Annotated in this window: 19 protein-coding genes and 1 tRNA gene; 12 read left to right on the top strand and 8 right to left on the bottom strand. The window is 62.1% G+C overall.

Annotated features, from left to right (window positions below):
* The first annotated feature begins 51 nt into the window (after nucleotides 1-51).
* Nucleotides 52-801, top strand: coding sequence for a lipoyl(octanoyl) transferase LipB (lipB, locus tag D5400_RS12345; RefSeq protein WP_205665463.1), 750 nt, complete (start codon nucleotides 52-54; stop codon nucleotides 799-801).
* 4 nt (nucleotides 802-805) lie between these two features.
* On the opposite strand, the gene D5400_RS12340 is transcribed toward lipB, so the two are convergent.
* Entirely contained in the window at nucleotides 806-2,818 is a 2,013-nt protein-coding gene (locus D5400_RS12340) for an acetyl-CoA carboxylase biotin carboxylase subunit (RefSeq protein WP_126010292.1), read from the bottom strand.
* 76 nt (nucleotides 2,819-2,894) lie between these two features.
* A complete protein-coding gene (locus D5400_RS12335) occupies nucleotides 2,895-3,833 on the bottom strand; it encodes a DMT family transporter (RefSeq protein WP_164527876.1) in 939 nt (312 codons plus the stop codon).
* A gap of 71 nt (nucleotides 3,834-3,904) precedes the next feature.
* Between D5400_RS12335 and D5400_RS12330 the strand changes: the two genes are divergently transcribed.
* From D5400_RS12330 to gph, 3 genes are all read left to right on the top strand, one after another.
* The gene (locus tag D5400_RS12330) at nucleotides 3,905-4,300 is read left to right on the top strand and encodes a helix-turn-helix domain-containing protein (RefSeq protein ID WP_126010291.1); all 396 of its coding nucleotides are present in this window, start codon (nucleotides 3,905-3,907) and stop codon (nucleotides 4,298-4,300) included.
* 105 nt (nucleotides 4,301-4,405) lie between these two features.
* Nucleotides 4,406-5,533: an S-(hydroxymethyl)glutathione dehydrogenase/class III alcohol dehydrogenase gene (locus D5400_RS12325; RefSeq protein WP_126010290.1), complete on the top strand. Its 1,128-nt coding sequence runs from the start codon at nucleotides 4,406-4,408 to the stop codon at nucleotides 5,531-5,533.
* A gap of 5 nt (nucleotides 5,534-5,538) precedes the next feature.
* Nucleotides 5,539-6,228, top strand: a complete 690-nt coding sequence (gene gph, locus D5400_RS12320; RefSeq protein WP_126010289.1) for a phosphoglycolate phosphatase — start codon at nucleotides 5,539-5,541, stop codon at nucleotides 6,226-6,228.
* Nucleotides 6,229-6,300: 72 nt separating this feature from the next.
* Here the strand turns inward: gph and D5400_RS12315 are convergent, their stop codons facing one another.
* A complete protein-coding gene (locus tag D5400_RS12315) occupies nucleotides 6,301-8,310 on the bottom strand; it encodes a L,D-transpeptidase family protein (RefSeq protein WP_245451283.1) in 2,010 nt (669 codons plus the stop codon).
* Nucleotides 8,311-8,605: 295 nt separating this feature from the next.
* On the opposite strand from D5400_RS12315, the gene D5400_RS12310 reads away from it, so the two are divergent.
* Together D5400_RS12310 and D5400_RS12305 are read left to right on the top strand one after the other, a co-directional pair.
* The gene (locus tag D5400_RS12310; RefSeq protein ID WP_126010287.1) at nucleotides 8,606-10,213 is read left to right on the top strand and encodes a fumarate hydratase; all 1,608 of its coding nucleotides are present in this window, start codon (nucleotides 8,606-8,608) and stop codon (nucleotides 10,211-10,213) included.
* A 135-nt stretch (nucleotides 10,214-10,348) separates the two neighbouring features.
* Nucleotides 10,349-11,425 (top strand): GGDEF domain-containing protein, encoded by a 1,077-nt coding sequence (locus D5400_RS12305; RefSeq protein WP_126010286.1) that lies wholly within the window; start codon nucleotides 10,349-10,351, stop codon nucleotides 11,423-11,425.
* 25 nt (nucleotides 11,426-11,450) lie between these two features.
* On the opposite strand, the gene D5400_RS12300 is transcribed toward D5400_RS12305, so the two are convergent.
* Nucleotides 11,451-11,846: a gamma-butyrobetaine hydroxylase family protein gene (locus D5400_RS12300; protein WP_126010285.1), complete on the bottom strand. Its 396-nt coding sequence runs from the start codon at nucleotides 11,844-11,846 to the stop codon at nucleotides 11,451-11,453.
* Between the two features lie 205 nt (nucleotides 11,847-12,051).
* Here D5400_RS12300 and moaA point away from each other — a divergent pair, with 205 nt between their 5' ends.
* Entirely contained in the window at nucleotides 12,052-13,041 is a 990-nt protein-coding gene (moaA, locus tag D5400_RS12295; protein ID WP_126013187.1) for a GTP 3',8-cyclase MoaA, read from the top strand.
* Between the two features lie 47 nt (nucleotides 13,042-13,088).
* Nucleotides 13,089-14,096, top strand: coding sequence for an alpha/beta hydrolase (locus D5400_RS12290; RefSeq protein WP_126010284.1), 1,008 nt, complete (start codon nucleotides 13,089-13,091; stop codon nucleotides 14,094-14,096).
* Here the strand turns inward: D5400_RS12290 and D5400_RS12285 are convergent.
* Entirely contained in the window at nucleotides 14,036-15,250 is a 1,215-nt protein-coding gene (locus D5400_RS12285) for an MFS transporter (protein WP_126010283.1), read from the bottom strand. The genes D5400_RS12290 and D5400_RS12285 overlap by 61 nt on opposite strands.
* 148 nt (nucleotides 15,251-15,398) lie before the next feature.
* Nucleotides 15,399-15,483: transfer RNA gene (locus tag D5400_RS12280), tRNA-Leu, on the bottom strand.
* Between the two features lie 260 nt (nucleotides 15,484-15,743).
* Here D5400_RS12280 and D5400_RS12275 point away from each other — a divergent pair.
* Nucleotides 15,744-16,763, top strand: coding sequence for a vWA domain-containing protein (locus tag D5400_RS12275; protein ID WP_245451282.1), 1,020 nt, complete (start codon nucleotides 15,744-15,746; stop codon nucleotides 16,761-16,763).
* Nucleotides 16,764-16,830: 67 nt separating this feature from the next.
* Here D5400_RS12275 and wrbA read toward each other — a convergent pair whose 3' ends face one another.
* Nucleotides 16,831-17,427 (bottom strand): NAD(P)H:quinone oxidoreductase, encoded by a 597-nt coding sequence (gene wrbA, locus D5400_RS12270; protein WP_126010281.1) that lies wholly within the window; start codon nucleotides 17,425-17,427, stop codon nucleotides 16,831-16,833.
* Between the two features lie 198 nt (nucleotides 17,428-17,625).
* Between wrbA and D5400_RS12265 the strand changes: the two genes are divergently transcribed.
* Both D5400_RS12265 and gpt read left to right on the top strand, forming a co-directional pair.
* Nucleotides 17,626-18,393, top strand: coding sequence for a competence/damage-inducible protein A (locus D5400_RS12265; RefSeq protein ID WP_126010280.1), 768 nt, complete (start codon nucleotides 17,626-17,628; stop codon nucleotides 18,391-18,393).
* Between the two features lie 73 nt (nucleotides 18,394-18,466).
* The gene (gpt, locus tag D5400_RS12260) at nucleotides 18,467-18,964 is read left to right on the top strand and encodes a xanthine phosphoribosyltransferase (RefSeq protein ID WP_126010279.1); all 498 of its coding nucleotides are present in this window, start codon (nucleotides 18,467-18,469) and stop codon (nucleotides 18,962-18,964) included.
* Between the two features lie 30 nt (nucleotides 18,965-18,994).
* On the opposite strand, the gene D5400_RS12255 is transcribed toward gpt, so the two are convergent.
* On the bottom strand, nucleotides 18,995-19,939 hold the full coding sequence (locus D5400_RS12255) for an AraC family transcriptional regulator (RefSeq protein WP_126010278.1): 945 nt from the start codon (nucleotides 19,937-19,939) through the stop codon (nucleotides 18,995-18,997).
* Nucleotides 19,940-20,040: 101 nt separating this feature from the next.
* Between D5400_RS12255 and D5400_RS12250 the strand changes: the two genes are divergently transcribed.
* On the top strand, nucleotides 20,041-20,805 hold the full coding sequence (locus D5400_RS12250; protein ID WP_126010277.1) for an SDR family NAD(P)-dependent oxidoreductase: 765 nt from the start codon (nucleotides 20,041-20,043) through the stop codon (nucleotides 20,803-20,805).
* Nucleotides 20,806-20,835: the final 30 nt, after the last annotated feature.

Genomic DNA, 20,835 nt, shown 5'->3' with positions numbered 1-20,835 from the left:
CCATTTGCGAAAGCGTTGCGAACGGGCGCGTTCAGGCATAGATCAGGCGCCATGACCGTGCCTCCGCAAGCAAAGCCGCGCATGAATTCCGATCGCTCGACGATGGCCGATCGATTCCTGCCTCTCTCGGAGAGCCCTCCGGTGCGCTGGCGCGTGACTGAAGGTCTCACCGACTACGAATCGGCTGTTGCGTTAATGGAAGCCGAAGCGGCTCGCATTCATGATGGGTCGGCCGACGAACTGGTCTGGCTTGTCGAACATCCTCCGCTCTACACAGCCGGAACCTCGGCGAGGATCGACGATCTGATCGCGCCGGATCGCTTTCCTGTCTTCCATACGGGCCGCGGTGGCGAATTTACCTATCACGGGCCCGGCCAGCGCGTAGCCTATGTGATGCTCGACCTCAAGCGCCGCCGGCAGGATGTGCGCGCCTTCGTGGCCGCGCTGGAGAATTGGGTCATCGCGACGCTGGCGGATATGAACGTGCGCGGCGAACGAAGGGAGGACCGGGTCGGCGTCTGGGTCGTGCGGCCGGAGCGCCCTCGCCTCGACATGGACCGCGCAGCCGAGGACAAGATCGCCGCAATCGGCATCCGGTTGCGCAAATGGGTCAGCTTCCACGGCATCGCGCTCAACGTCGAACCGGACCTCGACCACTTCAGCGGCATCGTGCCCTGCGGCGTGAAAGACTACGGCGTGACGAGCCTCGTCGACCTCGGCCTGCCGGTGACCATGGCCGATGCAGATCTTGCGCTCAGACAGGCCTTCGAGACGATCTTCGGCCCAACTGTAGACGGCTGAGCCGTCAATCAAACTCCATGATCACCGCATCGACCGCAAGGCTTTCGCCGGGTGCCGCATTGATCTTGGAAACGACGAGATCGCGCTCGGCCCGCAGAACGTTTTCCATCTTCATGGCTTCGACGACGGCAAGCGTCTCGCCGGCCTTCACGTCCTGACCTTCCGCAACTGCGATGGAAACGACCAGCCCCGGCATCGGGCAGAGCAGGAGCTTGGATGTATCCGGCGCCTGCTTGACCGGCATCAACCGATCGAGTTCCGCAAGCCGCGGCGTCAGCACGCGGGCGGTGACCGAATAGCCCTGCCAGTCCACGCGAATGCCGTTCAGAACAGGCCGTGTCTGCGCCGTGACGCGACGGCCGTCGATCGTGCCGTTCCAGATGGCATCGCCGGGCCGGAAATGCGTTGTGATGGTCACCGGATCGGCGCCGCCAATGCTGACATCGAGCTCGAGCGGCATAGATGCCATGCCGTCGATGACCGCGACATCGAGATAGACATCGCCAAGCCGCACGACCCAGTCGCGTCTCAGCGCACCGTTATGAGGCGCGACGCGGTCGGCAAACCGGTCGAGCCTGTCCTTGCGCAACAGTTCGGCAGACAACGCCACGGCCGCCAGCACGGCAAGCGCGTCCTTACTTGGCTCTTCGGGAACGAAGCCATCCGGGTATTCTTCCGCGATGAAGCCTGTCGACAGGCGTCCTTCCCGCCAGCGCGGATGGCGCATCAGCGCCGACAGGAACGGGATGTTGTGGGCGATTCCATCGACCACGAAGCCGTCGAGCGCCAGACCCATCGCCTCGACTGCCGCAGGGCGCGTCGGCGCCCAGGTGCAGAGCTTGGCGAGCATCGGGTCGTAGAACATCGAAATTTCGGCGCCTTCGAAAACGCCGGTGTCGTTGCGGATCACCGCGTCCGAATGACTGATTTCCGCCGGCGGCCGATAGCGCGTCAGCCGTCCGATCGACGGCAGGAAGTTGCGATACGGATCTTCCGCATAGAGCCGGCTCTCGATCGCCCAGCCGTTCAGCATCACGTCGTCCTGCGCGATCGCCAGACGCTCGCCGGCTGCGACCCGGATCATCTGTTCCACCAGATCGATGCCCGTGACGAGTTCCGTCACGGGATGCTCCACCTGCAGGCGCGTGTTCATTTCAAGGAAATAGAAATTGCGGTCCCTGTCGACGATGAATTCCACCGTGCCGGCGCTCTGGTAGTCGACGGCCTGCGCAAGGGCCACCGCCTGCGCACCCATCGCAGCCCGAGTCGCCTCGTCGAGAAACGGCGATGGCGCTTCCTCGACGACCTTCTGGTTGCGCCGCTGGATCGAACATTCCCGTTCGCCCAGATGGATGCAGTGACCGTGGGAATCGGCGAGCACCTGGATTTCGATATGCCGTGGCTCAACGATGAACTTTTCGATGAAGACACGGTCGTCGCCAAACGAGTTCTTCGCTTCCGACCGCGCCCGATCGAATCCGTCGCGCACCTCGTCGCGGGAATGCGCAATGCGCATGCCCTTGCCGCCGCCGCCGGCCGACGCCTTGATCATCACCGGATAGCCGATCTCGTCGGAAATCCGCTCCGCCTCGTCGGCATTCTCGATCACGCCGATATGGCCGGGCACGGTAGAGACGTTGGCATCCTTGGCGAATTTCTTGGATTCGATCTTGTCGCCCATGGCGCGGACGGCCTTGGGCTTCGGGCCGATGAAGACGATGCCCTCCGCCTCCAGCGCCTCGCAGAATGAAGCACGTTCCGACAGAAATCCGTAGCCGGGATGCACAGCCTCGGCACCCGTCTCCTTGCAGGCCGCGATGATCTTCTCGGCAACAAGGTAGCTCTCCGACGCGGCTGCCGGTCCGATGTGCACCGCCTCGTCGGCCATCTCGACATGGAGCGCGTCACGGTCGGCGTCGGAATAGACGGCGACGGTCGCGATGCCCATGCGTTTGGCAGTCTTGATCACGCGACAGGCGATTTCGCCGCGATTGGCGATCAGGATCTTAGAGAACATGCGGTCAGTACCCCTCCGGTGCCGGCCCAAGGCAGGCGAAAGTCCTCATGCGCTTGTAGCCCAAGGCAAATCGAGTTCAAGCCTGAGGCGCGCCGGCAACGATGCGTTCACGCCTAAAGATGAAGAGCCCCGAGGCCACGATGATCGCGATGCCGACCCATTTGGAGGCGCTCGGCACATCGGAAAACACGAGATAGCCGATGAGAACAGCCGAAATAATCTCGAGATACTGAAACGGCGCGAGCAGAGATGCCGGCGCCTTCTGGAATGCGAGTACGACCAGCCCGTGCCCTACGGCCGCCAGGAAGCCGAGCAGAAGAACGAGGCTGAGGCTCAGGCCGTTTGCCGGCCAGGATGGCGCGAGATCGGTAATCCCCACGACGCTGCCGATCCCCATCGCCAGGGCGATCATGACCGTGCCGCCGATGCCTGCCAGATACTGCATCACCATCGGTCCGTCATGCACGCCGAGCGAGCGGTTCAACAGCATGTAAACGGCAAAGAGGCTTGCGGTACCGAGCGGCAGAAACGCAATGAAGCCGAAGCGCGCGAAGCTTGGCTGGATGACGATGAGTGCGCCGATGAAGCCGAGCCCGATGGCCGCCCAGCGCCGCCACCCCACTTTTTCGCCGAGGATCAGCGCCGACAGGGCCGTCAGGATGAACGGCTCGACGAAGAAGATCGCAAGCGCATCGGCGATCGGCATGTATTTCACGGCAGCGAAGAAGCAGAGGCTCGCGCCACCGATCAGGAAGCCCCGCAGAATGTTCAGCCAGAAACGGTTCGACTTGAACCCGGGCCGGCCGCTGACGAGAGCAATGGCCGCAACGGTCAGGATCAACTGCACGATGAAGCGATAGAACGACACCTGGCCCGGCGACATCGCCTGCTCGGTCGCCAGATACTTGCCTATGCCATCCATGACCGGCAAGATGAGCATGCCGACCGACATGATCATCATCCCCTGGGCATGGCTGCTGTTGGCGGCCTGATCGGCAGTCGCGGTCTCACTCATGAGACGTCGTTACGGCTTTTCAATCCGGGGAACAACGCCTTTACATCCGGCGATATGCAAGAGGAGCTCCGATGCAGCATCCGGCCACGATTCTCGACGACAAACCCGAAGCCGATACGCTTGGCGGCCGCATTTCCACGGCGCGCGACGCTTTGGACATGACCGTGCCGCAACTGGCGCGGCGTCTGGGCGTCAAGACCGAGACCATCGCCGCCTGGGAGGGAGACCGTTCCGAGCCGCGCGCAAACCGCCTGATCATGCTCGCCGGCATTCTCGGCGTCGCCCCCACATGGCTCCTCAGCGGCTTCGGCTCGGCACCCGCCACCCAACCTGTGGACGCGGCGCTCGGTGTCATCAACCTGCAACTGGCGAAGCTCAAGGAGCAGCACCAGCACACCGCCGCGACGATCGATGCACTGGAGCGGGAAATCGCCTCGCTTAGCCGGCACTTGCAGAATGATGCCTGAACGGATGCGCCATGAGAGCGCAGGTGGGGCACCGTTACAAAGACCTCTTGAGGCAGAGGCCCCTCTCTGACATTTTCGCCGGCAATTCAGACAGGAGCACAGCCCATGGACGTTCGCGCCGCAGTCGCCTTTCAGGCGGGCAAGCCGCTTGAAGTGACCACCGTACAACTGGAAGGCCCCCGCGACGGTGAAGTCCTCATCGAGGTGAAGGCGACGGGCCTATGCCACACCGACGATTTCACCTTGTCGGGCGCCGACCCCGAGGGTCTTTTCCCGGCCATTCTCGGCCATGAAGGGGCTGGCGTCGTCGTGGATGTCGGCAAGGGTGTAACCTCGGTGAAGAAGGGCGATCACGTCATTCCGCTCTATACGCCCGAGTGCCGGACCTGCCCCTCCTGCCTGTCGCAGAAGACCAATCTCTGCACGGCGATCCGCTCCACCCAGGGCCAGGGCGTGATGCCGGATGGTAGCTCGCGGTTTTCCATCGGCAAGGACAAGATCCATCACTACATGGGCTGCTCCACCTTCGCGAACTACACGGTCCTGCCGGAAATCGCCGTCGCCAAGGTCAACCCGGACGCCCCCTTCGACAAGATCTGCTACATCGGCTGCGGCGTAACGACGGGCGTCGGCGCCGTCATCAACACGGCCAAGGTCGAGATCGGTGCGACCGCGATCGTCTTCGGTCTGGGAGGCATCGGCCTTAACGTCATCCAGGGCCTGCGGCTTGCCGGCGCCGACATGATCATCGGCGTCGATCTCAACAACGACAAGAAGGAATGGGGCGAACGTTTCGGCATGACCCATTTCGTCAATCCGAAGGAAGTCGGCGACGATCTCGTGCCCTACCTCGTCAATATGACGAAGCGCGGCGCCGACCAGATTGGCGGCGCGGATTACACCTTCGACTGCACGGGCAACGTCAAGGTCATGCGCCAGGCGCTGGAAGCGGCCCATCGCGGCTGGGGCGAATCGATCGTCATCGGCGTCGCCGGTGCCGGCCAGGAAATCTCCACCCGACCCTTCCAGCTCGTCACCGGCCGCACCTGGAAGGGCACGGCCTTCGGTGGCGCGCGCGGTCGAACCGACGTGCCGAAGATCGTCGACTGGTACATGGAAGGCAAGATCCAGATCGATCCGATGATCACGCACACGCTGAAGCTCGAAGAGATCAACAAGGGCTTCGAGATGATGCACTCGGGCGAATCGATCCGCTCGGTCGTGGTCTACTGATCGCGATGGCGCCGGCTCCGCTCGTCATCTTCGATCTCGACGGGACACTCGTGGACACGGGCCCCGATCTCGTCGACAGCCTCAATCACACGATCGGCACGGCGGGGCTCGCCCCCGTCGTGCTGGAGGACCTGAACCACCTCGTCGGTCAAGGCGCGCGCATGATGATCGCGCGCGCTTTCGCGCTGCAATCGGTTGAGACCACGCCGGAACAGGGCGATCACCTGCTGTCGGTCTTTCTGGAGCATTATTCCGCTAACATGCCCGGTCGCTCCCGCCCGTTTCCGGGCCTGGTGGAGGCCATGGACCGTCTGGAAGCCGAAGGTTTCGCCTTCGCGGTCTGCACCAACAAGACCGAGACGATGTCGCTGCGGCTCCTGCAGACGCTCGGCCTGTCGGAACGCTTCAAGGCGATCGTCGGCGGCGACAGCCTCCCGCACCGCAAGCCCGACCCGCGCCACATCCTCGGCACGATCGAGCGCGCTGGCGGGGATCCCCGCACGTCGGTGATGATCGGTGATTCCATCAACGACATCGCCGCGGCCCGCGATGCCGGTGTCGCCTCGATCGGCGTTCCCTTCGGCTATACCGACGTGCCGATTGCGCAGTTGAAGCCAGACCGTGTCATCGAGCATTTCGATGCGCTGACCCCTGCCCTGATCCACGATCTCATTCGTGCGGCACGAGCGGCTTGAGAAAATAACCTTCCTGATACGAAAACGGCGGCCTCGCGGCCGCCGTTTTGCGTTCTGTCGATCTCTGACGCCTTAACTGTCGGCGTTGCGCGCCTGGTTCGTCGCGGTGATGGCGCGACCGAGATACATGTCCCGCTCATAGACATCGTCGAAATACTCAACCTTGCCCTCGGCGTTCGGCCAGGCTGTGAAGTAGGCGATGTAGACCGGGATATTGGCTTCCACCTTCAGCACCTTGTTGCGGCCATCGGCAATCTGGCTGCCGATATCGGCCTTGTCGGTGCCAAGCACGGCCGCCGCCATCGCACGCGGGTCCTCCAGCCGCACGCAGCCATGGCTGTATGCGCGGGTATCACGGCCGAACAGGTCCTTGGCCGGAGTGTCGTGCATGTAGATCGCATGCTCGTTCGGGAACATGATCTTCAGCTCGCCGAGCGCATTGGACGAGCCCGGGGGCTGGCGGACATTGTAGGGCACGTTGGCGCCGACGCCGTACCAGTTGATCGAGCTTGACGCGACCTGCGTACCGCCCTGCGTCGTCACCTCGTAGCCAATGCGATCGAGATAGCCGGGATCCTGGCGCAGCTTTGGCAGCATCTCGTTGACGATGATCGACCGCGGCACGCCCCAGTAGGGGTTGAGCTCGACGGTCTGGATCTCGTCCTGGAAGAAATAGGTCTGGTTGGCCTTGGTGCCGACCACGGCGCGCATTTCCAGCGCTTCCTTGCCGTCTTCCACATAGCTGACCTTGAAGGCCGGCGCGTTGATCATGACGTGGCGCTCGCCGAGATCGCGGTTGATCCACCGCAGCCGCTCCATCGAGAGCTGGACTGCCTCGATCTTGCGCGCATTGCTGACACCGGTGAGCTTCACGATCGTGTTGCGACCAATGATGCCGTCATCCATCAGGCCGGATTCCTTCTGGAAATCCTTGACGAGCTCCACGAGTGCGGTGTCGTAGACGGGGCTGCCCTGGTAGTCCGCAAAGGTCAGCGAATGCGTGGTCTTCAGCGCGTCCGATCCCCGCTCGCGAATGGCGGCGATGATTTTTGTCAGCTCCGGATTGCTGCTGCCGGGACGCACGAGCGTACCTTCGGCGATCTCGACGCGATCGACGTCCGCATCCTCGGCGATCAGCCGGTCATATTCGGCCTGCAAAGCCTGGAACTTCGCATGCGTCGGGCTGCGGCGCTCAAGGTAGGAGGCGATATTGGCCGTGCGCGCTGCGACCTTCAGCCCAGCGACGAGGTCGACCTCCTTCCGGTCGAAATCGTGGTAGCCCGAAATCCGGTTCGGCGCGATCCGCCCACGGGTGGCATCGAGCATGTAGGACGCGACGGCGGCCGCCATCTCCATCTCGAACTGGAGCCGGGCGCGATCCGGGTTTGGCACAGCTGCCTGAGTTGCATTGGACTGAGATGCATCAGACGCCAATGCGACGGTCCGAGCCGCAGTGGCCTGATTCGTCATGGCAGAGCTCGCTGCGGGCGCAGGCCACTCGACCAGATAGTCGGCCGGTGAGAGCCCGACCCGGTCGGCCTTCGCAAACACGGCCAGAGCCGCCTCGGCTCGGGCGTTCGGACCATTGTCATCGGTCCAGACGAAGCCAGCATTCTCGCCGTAAAACGCCGTCACGGCTTCACCGACTTCGGCCAGCGCGCGCACCTGGATGTCGGACAGGTGCCGGCTTGCCTGAGCGAAGGCATTGATGGGCGGCTGATCACCGCCTTCGGAGATCGAGCCGGTCACGACCGGATCGGCAAGCTTCGAAAAATCGACGCGGACGAGTTCGTCCGCCTTATAGGTATAGTATTTGGGCCCGACCACGACGGGCTCGGGCTCGGCCTGGCGCTGCGAGGCTTCCCAGGCACGCAACTGGTCGACGCTGGACGGCTGCTGCGTAACCTGCCCGCTGTCGAGCGGCGAACCGCGACGTTCGGCATTGCGCTGGACGGCGCCTGGACCGCCCATGATGAAGTCGAGCAATGTCTGAGCGGACGCAGGGCCCTGAGGCACCGCGATCGTTCCGGCTGCGAGAAGCCACGCCATCGCCGCGACCGTGCCTGTCCTTTTGGAAAGCATACCAGCTCCGTGTTTTCGATGTCCGTTTGCCGACCCGAACCGGGACGGCATGAACCCGGGACCCTAAGCCCCTCATGGCAAACAAATGGTAACCAACACATTGGATGACGGGTAGAAGCGATGGCTAATGTTGGCCGCTGGCCGGCTTCTTTTCCGCCAACAGTGGCCGTTTTGCATAAGGGGCGGCGCTTGCGCGGCTCGCCCGCCGGCCGATTGCATTGCTTATGGACGCGGGCTAAACGGGCTCCGGGCGCTCTCCTGCCCATCCTCCGTCAATATCTCTGGATGACGAATCATGGCCGACGATCTCTTTCCGCTGGGCGCCGATGAAACGCCCTATCGCAAGCTTAGCGACCAGCACGTCTCCGTGGATACATTTCGCGGCCAGGAAGTTTTGCTGGTCGAACCGGAAGGATTGCGGCTGCTCTCCGAACAGGCCTTCGCCGACATCAATCATCTCCTTCGCCCGGGACACCTCGCGCAGCTCGCCAAGATCTTGGACGACCCGGAGGCAACGGACAACGACCGTTTCGTCGCCTATGATCTCATGAAGAACGCCAACATTGCCGCAGGGGGCGTCCTGCCGATGTGCCAGGACACGGGCACGGCGATCGTCATGGCGAAAAAGGGTCGGCGCGTCTGGACCGAGGGCGGCGATTATTCCGCGATCGCACGCGGGGTCCTCGACGCCTATGAGAAGAAGAACCTGCGCTATTCGCAGCTCGCACCACTCGGCATGTTCGAGGAAAAGAACACCAAGACCAACCTGCCCGCGCAGATCGACATCTACGAGGAAGGCGACGACGGATACGAGTTCCTGTTCGTCGCAAAAGGCGGTGGCTCGGCCAACAAGACCTTTCTCTACCAGGGCACGCCCGCGCTTCTGACGCGTGACCGGATGATCGAGTTCCTCAAGGAAAAGATCCTGACGCTCGGGACGGCTGCCTGCCCGCCTTATCACCTTGCGATCGTCATCGGCGGCACCTCGGCCGAGATGACGCTGAAGACGGTGAAGCTTGCGTCGACGCGCTATCTCGATGCGCTCCCCACCTCAGGCTCGGAAAGCGGCCATGCCTTCCGCGACATCGAGATGGAGCAGGAAATCCATAAGCTGACGCAGAGCCTCGGGGTCGGCGCGCAGTTCGGCGGCAAGTATTTCTGCCACGATGTGCGCGTGATCCGCCTGCCCCGCCACGGCGCCTCTCTCCCGATTGGTCTCGGCGTCTCCTGCTCGGCCGATCGCCAGGCCAAGGGCAAGATCACGAAGGACGGCATCTTCCTCGAAGCGCTTGAAGCCAATCCGGCGCGCTTCATGCCGGATATCGATGAAGAGCGCCTGTCGGGCGACGTCGTGAGGATCGATCTGCATCAGCCGATGAGCGAAATTCTGGCCCAGCTCTCGGCCCATCCCGTCAAGACGCGTCTGTCGCTGAACGGCACGATCATCGTCGCCCGCGATCTTGCCCATTCGAAGATCCGCGAGCGCCTGGAAGCCGGTGAACCCATGCCGGACTACATGAAGAACCACCCGATCTACTATGCCGGTCCGGCAAAGACACCGGAAGGTTACGCATCCGGTTCGTTCGGCCCGACGACGGCCGGCCGCATGGACGCCTATGTCGACCAGTTCCAGTCGTTCGGCGGATCGATGGTGATGCTGGCCAAGGGCAACCGCTCGCGCGCTGTCCGCGACGCCTGCGAGCGCCATGGCGGCTTCTATCTCGGTTCGATCGGTGGCCCGGCAGCCCGGCTGGCGCAGGACTGCATCAAAAGCGTCGAGGTCGTCGAATATCCAGAACTCGGCATGGAAGCTGTCTGGAAAATCGAAGTCGAGGATTTCCCCGCCTTCATCGTCGTCGACGACAAGGGCAATGATTTCTTCAAGGAGCTCAACCTCGGTTGAGGCGCTGCAGCCTGCAACGCCGGATACTCCGGCGTCCAAGCATATGCTGAAGCGCTAAAGTGTTAATCAATTTAGAACCTTTCGTGCATAGATTTTGCAGGACGGACAGCAAAAACTAAACTTGGAAAAACGGGCATGAACCAGACAGCTAGACGCCCGGCGCCCGGAGACATTGCGACTCGCATCGCCATATCCATGCGCCGGCTCAATATCCCTGGTCTGCCCCGCAATTACGAACTCGTCTACGAAGCTTTTGCTGGCTCCGATCCGGCCCTGACCCGGGCTTTCGTGGCGCTCGGCACCAGCCCGACCCAGGCCGATCTCGATGCGCTCGGACGGCAGTTCCTCGTTCACCACCACGGCCAGGGCATCGTTGCCGATGCGCAGGAGACGATTTCTCGCAACATCGAGGAATGCCTGCAACTGCTTCGACGCGAACAGTCCAAGCTTGAAAACTATGGTCGCACGCTTGGCCGTGCGAATGCCGAGATGGTCGACCCGGAATCCCTGCGCGTCGACATCATCCGCAACTTCATCACCATTCTCACCACGGCGACCGACAGCACGATCAGCGATTCGCGCACCGTCATAAATGGCATGGTCGGCCATGCCAGCGAAATCACCCGCGTCCGCAACGAGTTGGACGAGTACAAGCGCATGGCCCATACCGATGTCATGACGCAGTTGTCCAATCGCCGGGCATTCGACGACATGATGGCGCAGATCTACAGCGATCAGAAATCGGCGATGTATTTTGCCCTCGTGATTGCCGACATCGACAAGTTCAAGCGCATCAACGATACGTTCGGCCACCCGGTCGGCGACAAGGTCATCAAGCTTATCGGCAGCCTCTTTCGGGCGGCATTGCGCAAGGATGTCTTCATCGCACGCACCGGCGGCGAGGAGTTCGGCTTCATCCTGGCCGGTACGACTGCGGCCGAGACGATGAGCATCGCCAACCGCATCCGCACGACGGTGGAACAGACGCCCTTCGTCAACCAGCGCACCGGCACCGACTACGGCCCGGTCACCCTCTCCATGGGCGTCTGCATGGCCGCGGATGCCGAAAACGAGAGCGACCTCTACCGCAAGGCCGACGCCGCGCTTTACGCGTCGAAAAATGCCGGACGCAATCGCGTCACTATGCACATGCCGGGCGCTGACGGCGAATTGTCCGAAGCACGCGCCATGTACCGGAAGATTTCCGCCTGATTACCGGATCAGCAGAACACCCTACCTAGTTTCGCCTGACCGGGCGCACCGGATCGCGCGATAAGCCTCTGGCGTCGAGGTCGGCCAGATAATCGGCCCATCGTGTTTCCCGCTCGCGCCCCAGTTCCCGCAGGAACGGCCAGGAGAATATCCCGGAATTGTGCATGTCGTCGAAGGTGATCCGGATCGCATAATGCCCGACCGAGTCGATCGTCATGATGGCGACGTCGCGCTTGCCATACACCGTGATGGCCTGTCCGGGACCATGGCCCTGCACTTCCGCAGACGGCGAGCAGACCCGAAGCAGTTCCGCCTCTAGCGCATAGGCCTCGGCATCACCGAAGCGCACGGTCAGAAGCTTCCGATCCTTGGATACGCGCAACTCCTGTGGAGCGTCCTGGCTTTGCTCGGTCGCGCTCATCAATCTCGTCCTTTCGTCGATACCGGCTTTTCCTTAGTCGCCTTTAGCGTCTAAAGCCAAGTTTCCGTGACCGGCAAGGCAGAACCTTGATCGCGCCTTGACGCGGCGCCTCATCGTCGCAACATAGGGCGCAGGGAGAAATGCATTGAACCAGTTCAACAATTCCACGGCAGGCGCACGCCCGCTAGCCGTCACCGAGCCACCGATGATCGATCCTTTCGGTCGCGCAATCAGCTATCTACGCGTGTCGGTGACGGATCGTTGCGACTTCCGCTGCACCTATTGCATGGCGGAGAACATGACGTTTCTCCCGAAGAAGGACCTGCTGTCGCTCGAGGAACTCGACCGCCTCTGCACGGTGTTCATCGAAAAGGGCGTCCGCAGGCTGCGTCTCACCGGCGGCGAGCCGCTGGTGCGTAAGAACATCATGCATCTCATCCGCGATCTCTCGCGGCACCTGAAATCCGGTGCTCTCGAGGAATTGACGCTGACCACAAACGGCTCGCAGCTCTCGCGTTTTGCCGCTGAGCTCGCCGAATGTGGTGTGCGCCGCATCAACGTATCTCTCGATACGCTTGACCCCGACAAGTTTCGCCAGATCACCCGCTGGGGCGAGCTTTCGCGCGTTCTGGAAGGCATCGAAGCGGCCCAGGCGGCTGGCATTCACGTCAAGATCAATGCCGTGGCGCTCAAGGGTTTCAACGACGCCGAAATACCCGAGATGATCCGCTGGGCCCATGGCAAGGGCATGGACATGACGGTCATCGAAACGATGCCAATGGGCGAGATCGACGAGGATCGGACCGACCACTATCTGCCGCTCTCGCTGCTGCGCGCCGACCTTGCCCGGCAGTTCACGATGATCGACATTTCCTACAAGACCGGCGGCCCGGCGCGATACGTCGAAATTGCCGAAACCGGCGGCCGCTTGGGCTTCATCACGCCGATGACCCACAATTTCTGCGAAAGCTGCAACCGGGTGCGCCTCACCTGCACGGGAACGCTGTTCATGTGCCTCGGCCAGGAAGATGCCGCAGATCTTCGTGCCGCATTGCGCGCCTCCGAAGGCAACGGTCTCGTCTCCGATGCGATCGACGAAGCGATCGGCCGCAAGCCGAAGGGTCATGACTTCGTCATCGACCGGCGCAACAATCGCCCGGCCGTTTCCCGCCACATGAGCGTCACGGGCGGCTGACGAAACCATCTCTATCTGGAGCGATGATCGTGCGAGTGGGAAAGGCGATGCGACGGCTGCTTCTCCTGCTCGCTGCAGTCATCTTCGTCCTCTTCGTGCTGTGGACGCTCGGCCCGCGTCCTGACGTCGATACCACCGTAAGCTTCGAAGCGGCGTCGATCGACGCCGATCTGGATGCTTATCTGGAGCGCACGGAGGCCGCCTTCGGTGACATCCGGCCGAACCAGAGCAAGCAGATCGTGTGGGCCGACCCCGCAGCGAAACTGCCGACACCCATTTCCCTCGTCTACGTCCATGGCTTCTCGGCCTCGCCGACGGAGGTGCGCCCGCTGCCGGATCTGGTTGCGCAGTCGCTTGGCGTCAATCTGTTCTTTACGCGATTGTCCGGCCACGGCCGGACCGGCGATGCGATGGCCGAGGCCACGGTGAATCAATGGGTGAACGATCTCGCGGAAGCCATTGGAATCGGACGCCGTTTGGGCGATCGCGTCGTCTTGATGGGCACATCGACGGGCGCAACGCTCGTCACCTGGGCGATGACCCAGCCGAACCTCGCCGACGATGTCGCGGCTACCGTGATGATTTCACCGAACTTCGGTCTCGCCGCATCCGGCTCCGGCATCCTCACAATGCCGTGGGGTGGCCCGCTGGCGGACCTTCTGATCGGGAGCTCGCGCAGCTTCACGCCCAGAAATGCGGCGCATGAAGCGAACTGGACCACCACCTACCCGACGGCTGCACTCTTGCCGATGGCCGCGCTTGTGGATCTGGCGGCGCAAGCGCCCATCGAATCGATCGAGGTCCCCACGCTCTTCGTCTATTCCGAGGGAGATACCATCGTTCGTCCGGACAAGACGGCTGCGATATCGGCCCGTTGGGGCGCACCGACGGAGACCTTGCTGGTGACAGAGAGCGACGATCCGCAGAACCATGTGGTCGCCGGCGACATCATCTCACCGTCCACCACCGCGTCGCTTGCAGGGGAGATCCTCGACTATCTGGCGACGCTGGAGCTCACCCGCTCGCCGGGCCTCGCATCGCGCGAGAATATGTAGATCGCAAGCCCGATGGCGAGCAGCAGCGCGTAGAAGCCGAACAGCGTCGAATAGGCCGATGCAGGGTTGGCGCCATCATAGGCGGAACCGAAAACCGGCCCCGTGGCGAACTGGATGAGCCCTGCGCCGCCGATCGAGAAGAAGTTCATCAGCGTCACGCCACGCCCGGTCAAATGTGCCGGGAAAAACGCCCGCGCATGCGCCATGAGGACGCCATAGCTCGTGCCGAACAGCCCGATCGCGACCAGCGCGGCAGCGGCGAACGCGAAGGGTGGCATTGGCACCAGGACCAGCGCAACGAGAATGGAGAAACTCGCCGCATTGCCGCCGAACGCGACCCATTTGCGGGTGCGCAGCATGGTATCGAGCGGGCCATAAGCGAAGCTTCCGATGACCATGGCGATTGCCATGGCGAGCGCGACATTTCCGATGAGCAGCGACCCGGCGCCGTAAACCTGGTCCAGATAAGGCCCCGCCCACAAGCCACGGATCGTCGCCGCCGGCGCGTAGTTGACGGCGGTAAGCGGGATGATCGCCCAGAGAACCGGCATCTTCAAAAGGTCGATATATCCCCTCAGTCCGCTCGACTGGCCATCGGATTCGAGCTTGTCCGGATCGCGCACCAGCACGAAGATCGCAACCGCCACCATGAGGCTGATCGCGCCAAGCGCCGCCATGGATGTTCGCCAGCCGAAGAACTCCACCGAGGCGGCGAGCGGCGCGGCGCCGAGGACATTGCCGGCATTGCCGACCGCGATGAACCAGGAGGCAAAGACGGCAAAGCGCAGCGGTGAGTACAGTCGCGCAAAGATGAACAGCGATGCCATCAGAAGCGGCGAGCAGCCGATGCCGATCAGCGCCATGGCCAGAATGATCATGCCTGGCGTTTCGGCCGTTGCGAAGATCATCGCCCCACCCGCACCGCCAACAGCCAGAAGCATAGACGCCGTCCGCCGCGGGCCATAGCGATCGAGCCAGGTGCCCACTGCAAACTGCATGAGCGCGAAGGTGACGAACCAGATTCCCGAGGCCAGCGACAATTGCGCATTGGTCATCCCGAGATCGGTCGAGAGCGTCGGCGTCAGTACCGCCAGAAACGACCGGAAGAACTGGGACAGGATATAAGACAGCGAGAGCGCAATCAGTCCGGCCATGGATCAGGCATCCGTTGCAAGCGAAAGTGGCATGTCGACCACGATTCACCAGTGCTCGCGGCGTCGGACTGTCTGTGTCACCATTTGGCCATAATGGCAACGATGCGGGCACTTGCCCAAAAGTTGGTCAACAAATCCGAGGATGCCTTGGTGCGGGCGGCGGGACTCGAACCCGCACGACCCAGGGTCTCGGGATTTTAAGTCCCGTGTGTCTACCATTCCACCACGCCCGCACGCGGGGCGATTCAATAGCTTGGCGTACGGCGCAGCGAAAGTCCTCTTACGAGTTTTCAAGTTCTTGGACGGTGAAGATGTCCATGCTTTATGAAACGCAATTTTAAGATGTATCGGCGCAATTGGCGGGTGCAATAGAAGGTATACCCCGTCCATAAGCATGATGCTGAGACGGGTCGTGCGCATGATGCGCGACCAAAATGGTTCATTCGCCATTCAATTGGCGTTGTTGCTGCCCCTGCTTTTGGGGGTGGCATCGTTGGCTATCGACTACACGCGAGCACTCTCCTTCCGCAGCCACGCCGCCAACGCGGCCGATGCGGCAACGCTTGCTGCGGCGTCGAAGCTCGCGCTTGGCGACTTCAGCGAAGACGACGCCAGGGAGCTCGCCGAAGTCTTCTTCTTCGCGCAGTTGAGCCAGAGCAGCTCGGTAAAAACGACAGAACTCGCCTCGCTCAACCCGCAGATCGTGGCCGAACTGGATGAAGCCCGCGGCGGGCGTACGGCAGAAGTCCGTCTCACCGTCGATGGCGCCGTTCAGATGATGTTTCCGAGCTGGCTGATACCCGGCGACAGCCTCTCTTTTCACACCGAAAGCGTGTCGGTCAGTTCGAGTGAGACCCACAGCGCATTTTCGATGATGCTCGTGCTCGACCAGTCGGGATCGATGAATGGGTGCCAGGCTTCCGAATATGAATTCCTTTGCAGCTGGCTCAGACAGCCTACCCGTCTCGCCACCTTGAAGCGCGCTGTCGCCAATCTAAGTCAGCAACTCACGACTGCGGATCCTCAGACCCAGTATGTCCGGATGGGGATCACCACCTATGCGGAAGAAAAGAAGTCCGAACGCCAGCCCGCTTGGGGTACGGCTAGCACATCGCAGTTCGTGCAGTCGATCCGCGCAAGCGGCGGCACCAATTCATCCCAAGCCTTCGATGCTGCCTACAAATCCGTGATCCGCGACCGCGAGCGCAGCGAACACAGGGCCCGCAATGGACAGGAAAAGCCCGCCCGCATCATCCTCTTCATGACCGATGGTGAAAACAATTATGCGTCGGATACGCGCTACACACTCAACCGTTGCGCCGATGCAAAGCAGGCAGACGTCATCATCTACTCGGTGGCATTCGAAGCCACCCGCGGCGGTCAAGCCATGCTGAGGGAATGTGCGTCGAGCGCCGATCACTATTTCGAAGCGGCCACTGCCGATCAACTCATGGCGGCTTTCGAGCGCATCGGCGCCGAGGCTGCAAATCTTCTCGTCCGGGTCGCGCGCTGACCTCCGCAAACGGAATGGGGCCGCCCCTTTCGGGACGACCCCATCATCGTGGTTGCAGAGCTTCGTTTTAAGCGAGCTTGGCCGCGATCTTTGCGACGTGCTCGCCCTGATAGCGCGCACCGTCGAGCTCGATGGTGGAAGGCTGGCGCGAACCGTCGCCAGCTGCAATCGTCGTGGCACCGTAAGGTGAGCCGCCCTTGACTTCTTCCACGCCCATCTGGCCCTGGAAGGCATAGGGCAGACCAACGATGACCATCCCGTGGTGCAGCAGCACCGTGTGGAAGCTGGTCAGCGTGGTTTCCTGGCCACCATGCTGTGTGGCCGACGAGGTGAAGGCCGAGCCGACTTTGCCGACAAGCTTGCCTTCGGCCCAAAGCGCGCCGGTCTGGTCGAGGAAGTTCTTCATCTGCGCGGCCATGTTCCCGTAGCGGGTGGGCGTACCGAAGATGATCGCGTCGTAGTCGGCGAGCTCGTTCGGCGACGCGATCGGCGCCTCCTGTTCGAGCTTGTAGTGATAGGCCTTGGCGACATCGTCGGGCACGAGTTCGGGCACGCGCTTGACGGTCACCTCGGCGCCGCCCTTGCGTGCGCCTTCCGCGACGGCATGCGCCATCTGCTCGATGTGTCCCCAGGTCGAGTAATAAAGTACGAGCACCTTGGCCATTGCGTCAGCTCCTTGTAGTGAGATTGAAAGGCCCGGCGATGGCCGGTTCGGAATGGTGGCGGCACGATAGCCAAACGATCGTTCAGCGAAAGCCATCAGGTCATCAACGGATTGTTCACAGTTAGGTTCAATCAGCCAGGTGATCCGATGCGTATCGATCCTTCTATCCGAGACGTCAGCGAGAATGAGTAGGAGACAATGAGCGAAAAGCCGAACGACGCAGCCGCAACGGACACGGTCACCGCAGCCATGCTGGCGATCGGCGATGAGCTTTTGTCCGGCCGCACAAAAGACCGCAATATCGGCCATCTCGCCGACATGATGACGGCCGCCGGGATCGACCTCAAGGAAGTGCGCATCGTCTCCGATGATCACGACGCGATCGTCGAGGCCGTGCGGGCCCTGTCCAAGCGCTACACCTATCTCTTCACATCCGGTGGAATCGGCCCCACCCATGACGACATCACCGCCGATGCCATCGCGGATGCCGTCGGGCGGGAATGCACCCATGATCCCGCGGCAATGGCACTTCTGGCTGACCATTATGCCGGCCGCGGGCTGGAATTCACCGAGGCGCGACAGCGCATGGCGCGCATGCCGATCGGCGCCGCCCATATCGGAAACCCGGTCTCGAAGGCGCCGGGCTTCATCGTGGACAACATTCACGTCATGGCCGGCGTGCCGTCCGTCTTCCAGGCGATGCTGGACAACGTCATGCCGACATTGAAGACCGGAGCGAAGATCCACTCGCTGTCGGTCGCCTGCCCCTATGGCGAAGGCGATATCGGTGGCCCGTTGGCGGCGATCCAGAAGGCACATTCGAACGTCGTCATCGGCTCCTACCCACGGTACGACGGCAAGCGCTTCTCCACCGAGATCGTCGCACGCTCCCGTGATCTTCAAGCCGCGCAGGCCGCACAGGATGCCATCGCGGCCATGATCGACGCGATTGTCCCTAACGACTGACAGGCCACGCGCTTGCGCCACCCAGGCGTTCCCGCTATTGGCCTCGCAACCTCAAACGCCGGAGCCTTCCTTCATGTCGCTGCCAGACAAGGCCTTTCCCGTCTCCTGGGACCAGTTCCACCGCGACGCGCGCGCGCTCGCCTGGCGCCTGTCGGGCAATGGAACGCAGTGGAAGGCGATCGTCTGCATCACGCGTGGCGGCCTCGTGCCGGCCGCAATCATCGCGCGCGAGCTTGGCATTCGCATGATCGAGACGGTCTGCGTCGCCTCCTACCACGACTATGCCAATCAGGGTGAAATGCAGGTCCTGAAGCGCATCAATGACGATCTTCTGGAAAACGACGGCGAAGACACCCTCATCGTTGACGACCTGACCGACACGGGCAAAACCGCTGCCATCGTGCGCGCCATGCTGCCCAAGGCCCATTTTGCAACCGTCTACGCCAAGCCAAAGGGTCGTCCACTGGTCGATAGCTTCGTCACCGAAGTCAGCCAGGACACCTGGATCTATTTCCCGTGGGATCTCGGCTTTTCCTATGTCGAGCCCATCGCCAAGGATCACAAAGGCTAAGCAGGCGGCCGATCGTCGGCAGATACTGTCTTAAGCGAAAGCACGGTCGTCGCTGGGCGCAACCCCGAAATGGCGGCTGTATTCGCGACTGAACTGCGAAGCACTTTCGTAGCCAACCTCAAACGCGGCCCGCGTAACGGAATGCGAGCCTGCGAACATCAGGCGTCTCGCCTCGATCAGCCTGAGCCTCTTCTGGAACTGCAGTGGCGTCGTTCGCGTCACGGCCTTGAAGTGCTCGTGAAAGGCCGACATGCTCATGCCTGCCGTATGCGCGAGGTCCTCGATCTTCAGCGGTTCGTCGAAGCGATCCTTGATCGTTGCGATGACGCTCGCAATGCGGCTGATGTGGCTATCGGCGCGTGCCAGCATCCGAAGCACGCCCGCATGGCCAGCGCTCAGCACCCGGTAATGAATTTCCCGGATGACCAGCGGCGCCAGGATCGGTGCCTCAGGCTGGTCCACCAGTGCAAAGAGCCGGGCCATGGCATCGACGAGAGCCGCATCCGGCACCCCCACCTGGAGCGTTTCGCAGTTCGCCTGTACCGACCCGTTTGTCGTGGTCCTCAGGCCGGACTGCACCGCGAGTTCGCGCATCATCGCAACGTCCAGCGCGACGGCGATCGCGAGATAGGGCTTATCCTCGCTCGCCAGAACAACCCTGCTTTCAGCCGGCAGGTCGAGACCGACGATGAGCGACTGGCCTTCGGCGAACCGCACGCGCATGTCGCCGACGACGGACTCCTTCGCGCCCTGCAGCACGAAGCAGAAGAGCGGCTGGTAGACCATCGGCTCGATGTCGGTCGCCTTCCGGCTTCGCACGATGCTCAAGCCGGGTATCGATGTCATCAACGGCTGCTCGCCTGCGCCGTTGGCATCCGCATAGGCGATCACACCTGGCCGGAGTTTTTCGATGATGTTTTCGCTCTTCATAGGGCGAATATAGACCTGCAGCAGGACGTTTGAAAATATTGGCACCGACACTTCTGGAGGAATAGGCAAGACATCCCGATTATCCGTCAAGCCATTGAAGCAACCAGCGGCTAAGACAGGCCATGTTTATTCGGAAGGAGTTCCCCATGACCAGTACGACCAAGATCGCTCTGATTACCGGCGGCAGCCGTGGCCTTGGCCGCAACACCGCAGAGCATCTCGCCAAGAAGGGCGTCGACCTCGTCGTCACCTATAACAACAACCGCGAGGATGCCGACGCCGTCGTTGCCGAAGCACGGCAGGCGGGCGTGCGCGCAGCAGCACTCAAGCTTGATACGACGCGCACGGACACATTCGCATCCTTCGGCGACGAACTGCGCCAGACGCTGCGGCAGACATTCGATCGGGAGACGATCGATTTTCTCGTCAACAATGCGGGCACGGGCATCCACAAGCCGTTCGCCGAGACCACGGAAGAGGATTTCGATCACCTCGTCGCCATCCATCTCAAGGGCGTTTTCTTCCTGACCCAGCACCTTCTGCCGATGATCGAGGACGGCGGTCGGATTGTGAACGTCTCCAGCGGGCTGGCCCGCTTCACCCTCCCCGGCTACTCCGCCTATGCTGCGATGAAGGGCGGTATCGAGGTGCTGACGCGTTACCTCGCGAAGGAACTGGGCGCACGCCGGATCTCCGTCAACACCATCGCACCAGGCGCCATCGAAACCGATTTCGGCGGCGGCGTCGTGCGCGAAAATGCCCATGTCAACGAAATGGTCGCGGCAACCACCGCAATGGGCAGAGCCGGTTTGCCCGACGACATCGGCGGCGCGCTGTCGAGCCTGCTCGTCGGGGAGTTCGGCTGGATGACGGGACAGCGGATCGAGGTCTCGGGCGGCCAGAACATCTAGGTCTGGCCGAACCTGCCGCAAACGAAAAAG

It is taken from the genome of Georhizobium profundi (genome assembly GCF_003952725.1).
Lineage (GTDB): Bacteria > Pseudomonadota > Alphaproteobacteria > Rhizobiales > Rhizobiaceae > Georhizobium > Georhizobium profundi.
Note: the sequence above shows the minus strand (reverse complement) of the source record. Positions and strands in the feature narration are given on the sequence as shown.

Coding starts and splice junctions, on each gene's coding strand:
- D5400_RS12305 (WP_126010286.1), top strand. CDS start 10,349: ATGAACCAGACAGCTAGACGCCCGGCGCCCGGAGACATTGCGACTCGC.
- D5400_RS12290 (WP_126010284.1), top strand. CDS start 13,089: ATGCGACGGCTGCTTCTCCTGCTCGCTGCAGTCATCTTCGTCCTCTTC.
- moaA (WP_126013187.1), top strand. CDS start 12,052: ATGATCGATCCTTTCGGTCGCGCAATCAGCTATCTACGCGTGTCGGTG.
- D5400_RS12325 (WP_126010290.1), top strand. CDS start 4,406: ATGGACGTTCGCGCCGCAGTCGCCTTTCAGGCGGGCAAGCCGCTTGAA.
- gpt (WP_126010279.1), top strand. CDS start 18,467: ATGTCGCTGCCAGACAAGGCCTTTCCCGTCTCCTGGGACCAGTTCCAC.
- D5400_RS12315 (WP_245451283.1), bottom strand. CDS start 8,310: ATGCTTTCCAAAAGGACAGGCACGGTCGCGGCGATGGCGTGGCTTCTC.
- D5400_RS12250 (WP_126010277.1), top strand. CDS start 20,041: ATGACCAGTACGACCAAGATCGCTCTGATTACCGGCGGCAGCCGTGGC.
- D5400_RS12285 (WP_126010283.1), bottom strand. CDS start 15,250: ATGGCCGGACTGATTGCGCTCTCGCTGTCTTATATCCTGTCCCAGTTC.
- gph (WP_126010289.1), top strand. CDS start 5,539: ATGGCGCCGGCTCCGCTCGTCATCTTCGATCTCGACGGGACACTCGTG.
- D5400_RS12330 (WP_126010291.1), top strand. CDS start 3,905: ATGCAGCATCCGGCCACGATTCTCGACGACAAACCCGAAGCCGATACG.
- D5400_RS12310 (WP_126010287.1), top strand. CDS start 8,606: ATGGCCGACGATCTCTTTCCGCTGGGCGCCGATGAAACGCCCTATCGC.
- D5400_RS12335 (WP_164527876.1), bottom strand. CDS start 3,833: ATGAGTGAGACCGCGACTGCCGATCAGGCCGCCAACAGCAGCCATGCC.
- wrbA (WP_126010281.1), bottom strand. CDS start 17,427: ATGGCCAAGGTGCTCGTACTTTATTACTCGACCTGGGGACACATCGAG.
- lipB (WP_205665463.1), top strand. CDS start 52: ATGACCGTGCCTCCGCAAGCAAAGCCGCGCATGAATTCCGATCGCTCG.
- D5400_RS12300 (WP_126010285.1), bottom strand. CDS start 11,846: ATGAGCGCGACCGAGCAAAGCCAGGACGCTCCACAGGAGTTGCGCGTA.
- D5400_RS12340 (WP_126010292.1), bottom strand. CDS start 2,818: ATGTTCTCTAAGATCCTGATCGCCAATCGCGGCGAAATCGCCTGTCGC.
- D5400_RS12265 (WP_126010280.1), top strand. CDS start 17,626: ATGAGCGAAAAGCCGAACGACGCAGCCGCAACGGACACGGTCACCGCA.